The following is an 8101-nucleotide window of genomic DNA, read 5'->3' on the forward strand; positions in this document are numbered from 1 at the left end:
GATGGCAATGGCTGTCAACGATCTCAAAAGCCATGCAGCACCTCTAGGCGAGCTCTGCCGCCGTCTCATTGATATGCAGAACCATATCCATCAGAAGCGCGGCAGGGTCAAGGTTCACCGCCTTGCCGCGCCGTGCGCGCAGGCCCAAATGTTGCGCCACATCGGCCCAAGTCCGGGCATGATCGGGCGAGGGCGAAAGCCGTGCGATCAGATCGCCTTCGCCCCGCGCCGCTTCGGGTGGCAGTTGTTGCAAGGTGCCCGCCCGCGCCAACCGCGCCAGAAACAGATCCAGCAGCGTGACGATCAGCTCAAACTGCGCTTCTGCCCCCTTGCCAGCCCCCGCCTCGGCCAAACTCTGCGCGCGGGGTCGGTCCAGCCGGGGCAGGGTGCCAAACAACTGGATCAAGCTTTCATACAGCTTCAACCCGTCCAGATTGGTCATCCGAAACGCTTCGCCCACCGAGCCGCCCGCCAGTTCCGCCAGTGCCACCCGGTCCTCCGGCTCTACATCGCCGCCAGCTTGGGTCAACGCATCAGACAGATCTTCCGCCGACAAAGGCCCCAGCCGCAGCTCGCGGCACCGCGAGCGGATGGTGGGCAACAGTTTCGCAGGCTGGTGCGAGATCATCAGGATTGTCACCCGCGCGGGCGGTTCCTCCAGCAGTTTCAGCAGGGCATTGGCCGCCGAGACGTTCATTTCATCAATAGAATCAATGATGGCCACCCGTCGCCCGCCATCCGCCGCCGAAAGCGCGAAGAATGACTTCATCTTGCGCACCTCTTCCACCGAGATGACAGTTTGCAATTTATCATGCTTTTCGTTCGGCGCGCGGCGGCACAAAAACATCCGCGATTCCGTCAGTGCCGCCATGCGATGCGACACGGGATGGCTGTCAGGAATGTCCAAACTCTCGGGCGGCGGGGCTGCGAACATTCCGCCATCCTCATCCGGTGTCGCCAGCAGAAACTTCGCGAGCCGCCACGCCAAGGTCGCCTTGCCCACGCCGCGCAGCCCGGTGATCAGCCAGCCGTGATGCAGCCTTGTGCCATTGAACGCTTGCAGGAATGTGGCTTCCGCCTGTGCTTGCCCGATCAACCGCGTGGTATGGCGCGGATGCGGCGCACCTTCGACCCGGTCGGGCTCGGGCAGATCCTCGCTCATAGCCGCGCCAGAACGGCGGCCAAAACATCTGCCGCCACCGCCTCAGCCGAACGCGCGCCCGCGATCACCCGAAACCGAGCCGGATGTGCCGCAGCCAGCTCCAGAAAGCCATCGCGCGCCTTTTCCTGCACGCCAAGCCCCATGCCCTCAAATCGCATCTCTTTGCCCGCCCGCGCCACCGCCCGCGCCAGTCCCTCAGCCGGATCAATGTCGATCAGCACGGTCAGGTCCGGCTCAGCCCCGATCATCAGCGCATGCAAACGGTCCACGGTGTCGCGCAGATCGCCCCGCGTCAGGCCTTGATAAATCCGCGAGCTGTCGGCGAACCGATCCGAGATCACCACCTCACCCCGTGCCAAAGCCGGACGGATGGTCTTTTCCAGATGATCGCGCCGCGCAGCGGTGAACAGCAGCAGCTCGGTCTCGGTTGACCAGCGATCCGCGGCCCCCTCCAACACCAGACGCCGAATCTCCTCAGCCCCTGGCGAGCCACCAGGCTCGCGCGTCAGACACACCGTCAGCCCGCGCGCGCGCAAAGCCTCGGCCAGCATCCGCGCTTGCGTCGACTTGCCAGAGCCGTCAATGCCTTCAAACGAAAGGAAAATCCCTGACATTCAGCTAGCAGGCGTGCCGATATATTCCGCCCGCAGCTTCAACGCGGCCGTGGTCAGGCGTTTCATAAAACCACCCTTCGGCACATCCGTCTCGGCCAGCAAGCCCACGCGATGCTCGGGCAGACCCGGCACAGTGATCACCAGTTGTGCCACCTCGGTGCCCTTTGCAATCGGCGCTTCCAGCGGCCCGGTGTAGACCACCTGCGCCTGCAATCCATCCTGTGCCAAGGCCGGGATCAGCAGCTTGACGTCCTCGGCAGGCACCAGCCCGATCGTATCAGCCTCGCCCATGAACACAGCAGCCTGCGCCACCTGCGCCCCCGCTTTCACCACCGTTTTCAACGCAAACTGCCGAAACGCCCAAGTGGCAATCCGTTCGGCCTCCTCGGCGCGCTCGGTGTCCGAGGTCATCCCCGAGATCGCAAACACGATGCGCCGCTCGCCCTGCTTGACCGAACCCACCATGCCAAATCCGGCTTCCTGCGTGTGGCCAGTTTTCAAGCCATCCGCGCCAATATTCAACGCCAGCAAGGGGTTGCGGTTGCGAGAGTTCGCAGGCGCGCGGTTCTTGTAGTTGAAATCGGTCTCACCAAAAACCTTATACAGTTCCGGGAACTCTTCGATCAACCGCACCGAAAGCAGCCCCAGATCCTTCATGCTCATCCGATGGCCGGGGGCTGGCCAGCCGCTTGCATTGACGAAATTTGAATGTTCCAGCCCAAGCGCCTTGCCGCGTTCGGTCATCTGTTCCGAGAATGCGGCTTCCGTGCCCGATAGCCCTTCGGCCACCACCACGCAGGCATCGTTGCCAGAGTTGATGATGATGCCTTTGATCAAGTCTTCGACGGTGGGCCGGTCGCCCTGTTGCAGATACATCGTCGAGCCGCCCGCCTCGGTAAAGCTCACCGCGTGTGCCGAAACGCCAAAGGTGGTGTCCATCGCGATACGGCCATCCTTCAGCGCCTCAAACAGCATGTTCACCGTCATAAGCTTGGACATCGACGCCGGCGGCAGCGAGGCTTCGCCGTTCTTGTCCATCAGCACGGTATGGGTGGTGACATCGTAAACCCACGCCGCCGTCGCGCGTGTTTCAAACGCCTGCGCCGGAAGGCAGGCTGCAACAAACAAGGCGGCTGCGGAAAAGAAACGGAACATCATACGGTTAGCCTTTCAGGAAATAGGCGTCCATGAACCCCGCCTGCTTGATTTTGGCCATCAGGCCTTTGTCGCCGCGCGCCGTCACACTCCAGAAGCTTTTGCCCTGAGCGGTCTCGGTGCGAATGTCAGCCGCAACGCCTGCGGCTTTCAACTGATCTGCGGCGCGCTTTGCGTTCGCCTCGACCGAGAAGATGCCGATCTGGATCAGCCCGCCTTTGCCGCTTGCCGCGACAGGTTTCGGCGCTTCTGGGGCCGGGGCCGCAGCAGATTTGCCGCTGGCGGGCATGGTGGCAATCGGCGGTGCTGTGGGTTTTTCGGGGCTTGCCGCCGCACGATCAATCGCGGCCGCTGCACCGGGGATCGGGTCCAGCGTTTCGGTGGCGACAGTTTCGGCCGCATCCAAAATCGGCTTGGACGCATCCGGCGCGGTCTTTGGCGCTTCCTCGCGCCGCAACGCTGTCACCGAAACCTTGCCCGGCTCGCCCGCCAGCAGGCCCAAAGCCGCCGCCGCATCGGATGAGATTTGCAGCTTCGGTCCCGGATTGTCCAACTCACGCCGGAACAGCGCGCCGATCACAAATTTGCCGTTGGCGGTATTGCGCAAGATCACCCGCTCGGGATCCTTGGCATCGGGCGAGGCCACCCAGACACCGCCGAGCGAGGGGCGACCATCCCACAAGGCCTGATCGGTGGTCTGAAAGATCGACGGGTCTTCAACATCGCGGTCAACCAGTTTGACTGATTTGGTCGAGGCCGGTGCCGCGCCATCCGGCGGAGCCTTCGCCGCCAGCGGGCCCTTGCCCTCTTGGCAGCCGGTCAAAATCGCCGCCATCGCCACAGCGACCATCAAACGTCGCATCGCCTCACCCGTCATGCTCTGCTCCCTTGGCGCTTTGTTTCGCGCGCTTTCCCACCTTATGGTGGCGTTTCATTGCCCTTCTGGCCCTTCTCGGACCAATCTGGCGCCATGATACAGTCTGGCGCAGGCGCAGGGAAGGGTGAGGTTTGCCTTGCGCGGAAAACCTTCGTGATCAGATAATCAGCCGAAAACCCGCCAGGCCTGCGCCTCCAGCCGTGCACGCTGAAACGCGATCAGATCGGCGGGCGGCTGTTGCAGATCAGAGATTTTCAGCAACGGGTCGATCACCGGGCTGCGCTGACCCAACAACGCCTCGATCACCGCAAGCCCACAAAACGGCACATAGACATCGGAATATCCGCCCTCATGCACCACCACGATTTTGCCATCGCACAATCTATCCGCCAACCCGCGCAGCTGCGTCATCATCGCGCGAAACGTCTCTGACGTCGCCATCATCCGCGCCAGCGGATCAACGCATGAGGCATCATACCCCGAGGCGACCACGATCAGATCGGGTTTGAACGCGCGCAAGGCTGGCGTGACCAACAGCTCAAAGGCATCAAGATAGGCTTGGTGTCCGCAGCCAGCCAGCAGCGGAATGTTGAGATTTGTATCTTCCCCGGCACCAGCCCCACGATCTTCCGCACCACCATACCCCGGCGGAAAGCAGTTTTCCTGATGCAGCGAGATCGTCAGCGTGTCGGCGCGGTCATAGAAAATCGCCTGCGTGCCATTGCCATGATGCACGTCCCAATCCACCACCGCCACCCGCAGTGGCCCATGCTTGGCCCGCACGGCTTCCAGCGCCACCGGGATATTCGCCAGCAGGCAAAACCCCATCGAGGCATCCGGCAAGCAATGGTGCCCCGGTGGCCGCGACAGCGCATAGGCCCGCGCGACACCGCCCGTCACCACATCCTCCACCGCTTGCTTGACCAGACCCGACGACAAACAGGCGATCTCAAAACTGCCCTGCCCAAACGGTGCAAAATGCGGTGGGATATTGCCGCCGCCCGCATCCGACATCGCCTTCAACTTGTCGAGATAGGCCACCGTATGCACCCGCAACAGATCGGCGCCGGCAGAAGCTGCGGCCGAACGCACATCCAACTGCGGCCAGATCCCCGCGACCTCCAGCAAGTTCTTGAACCGCCGCTTGGTCTCGGGATTTTCCGCGAAACCCGTCGCCGAGGGCGGCTGCACATAGCCGCCGACCGGCAGGAACAGTGCTTGTTCGCCGCCCGAATGCCACAGGCAACGCTCATCATGGTAGAATGCTGTGGCCATCGAACATCCTTTCGCGCCGAAATTTCTTTCGCATTAAGAAAGTGTTTTCCATCTTCTTGCCATAGTGCAAATGCACCAAGAGCAGATGCACCGCTGGGTGGCCGTTAATCTGTACAATAAAAGGCGTGGTTTCTGGCAGAACAGGCCGCAGAACCGCGAAACTGGGAAGCAAAATGTTGAACTTTGTAAAAACCCTTGTGATTGCGGCCTCTTTAGCCGCCGCCGTGCCCGCGCAGGCCGAAGATCGCGTGACGCTTGGTTGGGGTCGGATGTTCAGCAATGATGCCTTGGGCGATCAGAAAGACCGCTGGCGCACGGGTGGTTATCAGGTCAGCCGCATCCGGGGCTATTCCTGGGATGGCAGCTTGCCGACCACACCCGGCGAGATCCTCGAATTCCGCGCCTCGGCGCAGATCGTCGCGCCCGAAGATCTGATCTCCCCTCCTCCGCAAGATCGCCGCTACGCCGCCATGCTGTCCTTTGGGATGCACACGCAATTCGACTGGCGCGGCAATGATGTCAGCGTCGGGGCTGATCTGGTGTTCACTGGGCCGCAGACGGGTATCAGCAATTTCCAGAAATGGATTCACAACATGGTCGGTCTGGAAGAGCCGACGGTGATTGATCAGCAGATCGGCAACGGCATCTATCCAACGTTTGAGGCCGAACTGGGTCGCAAATTCGCGCTGGGAAATCGGGCCGAGCTCCGCCCCTTCGTGCAAGCCCAGGCTGGGGTGGAAAGCTTTGTGCGCATCGGTGGCGATCTGGTGATCGGCACGCTCGGGCGGGATGATCTGATGGTGCGCGACACCACGACGGGTCAGCGCTACCGCGCCGTCCAAGGCACCCAAAATCAAGGCGTCAGCTTTATCCTTGGCGGTGACATGGCACGGGTGTTTGACTCGGCTTTGCTGCCCAGCAACGGCGACGCTACCCTGACCGAAGACCGCTCGCGCCTGCGTGCTGGGGTGCATTGGCAGGGCGAGAAAGCCTCGCTGTTCTACGGCGTCAGCTATCTGAGCAAAGAATTTGATCAACAGCCGGAAGGCCAATTGGTCGGCGGGCTGAACCTGAACCTCAAGTTCTAGTCACACCGAATCAGTAAACACCACCGCGCACAACCTAAAGTTGAGTGATATAACATTCACTTTCACTGTTGCTTTTTTACCATAGAAATTTGGCTAACCCTCTGTTAACGTTTCCAGATAAGAAACAAAAAACGAGCGGGCAAACAGGCATGAAAACGGGCTCTCTGGGCACGTTCGTCATATCCTGGTCACAAACAGAAGTAGATGGCCTCAAGGCCGCATCAACTGACCTTCTCTCGGTCGGCGCTGCATGGCGCTGGACGGGTACGGCCGTCCGCGTGGATGGGCCGCAGGGATTGTTGCTTCTGGAGAAGGCCGAGGGTGCGGCGGATTTACGCAAGCGCGCAGCGCGCATGGTGCGTCGGTTGGTGGGCGTAGCGGTTGGGGGCGATGGTATGCCTCAGAATTCTCCAGACGAAGCGTATAATGATCTTCCCGATCAAGGCTTTATCGTCACTGACGGGCATCAGTCCTTCACCGTGACGATCATTCCGGTGCCAGACACTGGCGCACAACTGTTGATGCTGGTCGGCGATCTGCCGCCTTGCGATCAGGATTTGTGGGTGGTGCGCACCGCGATCGACCGCACGCATTCCGGGGCAGGGGCGCGGGCTGCTGGCGGGGTGATTTGCTTCACGCCGGATACCCGTGTGGCCACGCCGGACGGTGTGCAGCAAATTCGCACCCTGCGTCCCGGCGATCTGATCCTGACCCGTGACAACGGTCCGCAAGAGGTGCTGTGGAGCGGCCATCGTCGCATGTCCGGCGCACGGCTGTATGCCATGCCGCATCTGCGCCCGATCCGCTTCAAAGCGAACTCGATGGGTCTCCACCGCCCGGATGAGGATTTGCTGGTTTCGCCGCAGCATCGGATGCTGGTCAAAGGCGCGGCTTCGCAGGCGCTGTTCAACACCGCCGAAGTGTTGGTCGCAGCCGAAGATCTGGTCAATGACGCCACCGTCACTGTCGATCATGCCCTGCGCGAAGTGACCTATGTGCATATCCTGTTGGAGCGGCACAACATCGTCTGGGCCAATGGGCTGGAAACCGAAAGCTTCCATCCCTCGAACACCGCGCTCGACACGGTCGACCCGGTGCAGCGCGAAGGGTTGTTGAACATCCTGCCCGAGATCGAGGAAAACCCGCATGCCTATGGTGATTATGCGCGGCGCAACATCTCGGGCTCGGAAGCCGCGATCCTGCGGCATGAACTGGCTGCATAAAGTGGTCTGCGGCGGTTGACTCTGCTTAGGCCGACTGTATAAGCCGCCCTATGTCCCGGATGAAAGTCCGGGGCTTTTCATTGGTGTTGGTGGACTTCGCAAGAAGAACCCTGTCGGGCCTCGGCCAAAGGACAACGCCCTTCGTAACTTAAGAAGGAGATCAGAGATGACAAAACGCACCTCTGCCAAGTACAAAATTGACCGCCGCATGGGCGAAAACATCTGGGGCCGTCCGAAGTCCCCGGTGAACAAGCGCGAATACGGCCCTGGCCAGCACGGTCAGCGCCGCAAGAACAAACTGTCGGATTTCGGTACTCAGTTGCGCGCTAAGCAAAAACTGAAGGGCTATTACGGCGATTTGACCGAAAAGCAATTCCGCAAGATCTACACCGAAGCTGAACGTGTCAAAGGCGATACCGGCGAGATGCTGGTGGGTCTGCTGGAGCGTCGTCTGGATGCTGTCGTCTACCGCGCCAAGCTGGTGCCGACCGTGTTCGCAGCGCGTCAGTTCGTGAACCACGGCCACGTCACCGTGAACGGCAGCCGCGTCAACATCGCGTCCTACCGTGTCAAAGAGGGCGACATCATCGCCGTTCGTGAAAAGTCGCGTCAACTCGCGATCATCGCTGAAGCTTTGGCTCTGACCGAGCGTGACACCCCGGATTATCTGGAAATCGACACCAACAAGCTGACCGTGAAATTCATCC

Annotated in this window: 8 protein-coding genes; 3 read left to right on the forward strand and 5 right to left on the reverse strand. The window is 61.0% G+C overall.

The features are described 5' to 3' along the window. Window positions 1-43 precede the first annotated feature (43 nt). The 5 genes from U1A24_RS12095 to U1A24_RS12115 form a co-directional block, all read right to left on the reverse strand. The gene (locus U1A24_RS12095) at window positions 44-1162 is read right to left on the reverse strand and encodes a DNA polymerase III subunit delta' (protein ID WP_322322221.1); all 1119 of its coding nucleotides are present in this window, start codon (window positions 1160-1162) and stop codon (window positions 44-46) included. Next, entirely contained in the window at window positions 1159-1776 is a 618-nt protein-coding gene (tmk, locus tag U1A24_RS12100; protein WP_322322222.1) for a dTMP kinase, read from the reverse strand. Before tmk ends, U1A24_RS12095 begins: the two co-directional genes overlap by 4 nt. Continuing rightward, on the reverse strand, window positions 1777-2934 hold the full coding sequence (locus U1A24_RS12105) for a D-alanyl-D-alanine carboxypeptidase family protein (protein ID WP_322322223.1): 1158 nt from the start codon (window positions 2932-2934) through the stop codon (window positions 1777-1779). A gap of 4 nt (window positions 2935-2938) precedes the next feature. Further along, window positions 2939-3808, reverse strand: a complete 870-nt coding sequence (locus U1A24_RS12110) for an SPOR domain-containing protein (RefSeq protein ID WP_322322224.1) — start codon at window positions 3806-3808, stop codon at window positions 2939-2941. Window positions 3809-3973: 165 nt separating this feature from the next. Next, window positions 3974-5083, reverse strand: a complete 1110-nt coding sequence (locus tag U1A24_RS12115; protein ID WP_322322225.1) for a class II histone deacetylase — start codon at window positions 5081-5083, stop codon at window positions 3974-3976. Between the two features lie 173 nt (window positions 5084-5256). On the opposite strand from U1A24_RS12115, the gene U1A24_RS12120 reads away from it, so the two are divergent. The 3 genes from U1A24_RS12120 to rpsD all read left to right on the forward strand — a co-directional run. Next, a complete protein-coding gene (locus U1A24_RS12120) occupies window positions 5257-6171 on the forward strand; it encodes a lipid A-modifier LpxR family protein (RefSeq protein ID WP_322322226.1) in 915 nt (304 codons plus the stop codon). Window positions 6172-6566: 395 nt separating this feature from the next. Then, on the forward strand, window positions 6567-7394 hold the full coding sequence (locus tag U1A24_RS12125; RefSeq protein ID WP_322322227.1) for a Hint domain-containing protein: 828 nt from the start codon (window positions 6567-6569) through the stop codon (window positions 7392-7394). Between the two features lie 166 nt (window positions 7395-7560). Next, a partial coding sequence (gene rpsD, locus U1A24_RS12130; RefSeq protein ID WP_322322228.1) for a 30S ribosomal protein S4 occupies window positions 7561-8101 on the forward strand: 541 nt, incomplete at its 3' end.

It is taken from the genome of Cypionkella sp., from assembly GCF_034376685.1.
Classification (GTDB): domain Bacteria; phylum Pseudomonadota; class Alphaproteobacteria; order Rhodobacterales; family Rhodobacteraceae; genus Cypionkella.

Coding starts and splice junctions, on each gene's coding strand:
- U1A24_RS12125 (WP_322322227.1), top strand. CDS start 6,567: ATGCCTCAGAATTCTCCAGACGAAGCGTATAATGATCTTCCCGATCAA.
- U1A24_RS12095 (WP_322322221.1), bottom strand. CDS start 1,162: ATGAGCGAGGATCTGCCCGAGCCCGACCGGGTCGAAGGTGCGCCGCAT.
- U1A24_RS12110 (WP_322322224.1), bottom strand. CDS start 3,808: ATGACGGGTGAGGCGATGCGACGTTTGATGGTCGCTGTGGCGATGGCG.
- tmk (WP_322322222.1), bottom strand. CDS start 1,776: ATGTCAGGGATTTTCCTTTCGTTTGAAGGCATTGACGGCTCTGGCAAG.
- U1A24_RS12105 (WP_322322223.1), bottom strand. CDS start 2,934: ATGATGTTCCGTTTCTTTTCCGCAGCCGCCTTGTTTGTTGCAGCCTGC.
- U1A24_RS12115 (WP_322322225.1), bottom strand. CDS start 5,083: ATGGCCACAGCATTCTACCATGATGAGCGTTGCCTGTGGCATTCGGGC.
- U1A24_RS12120 (WP_322322226.1), top strand. CDS start 5,257: ATGTTGAACTTTGTAAAAACCCTTGTGATTGCGGCCTCTTTAGCCGCC.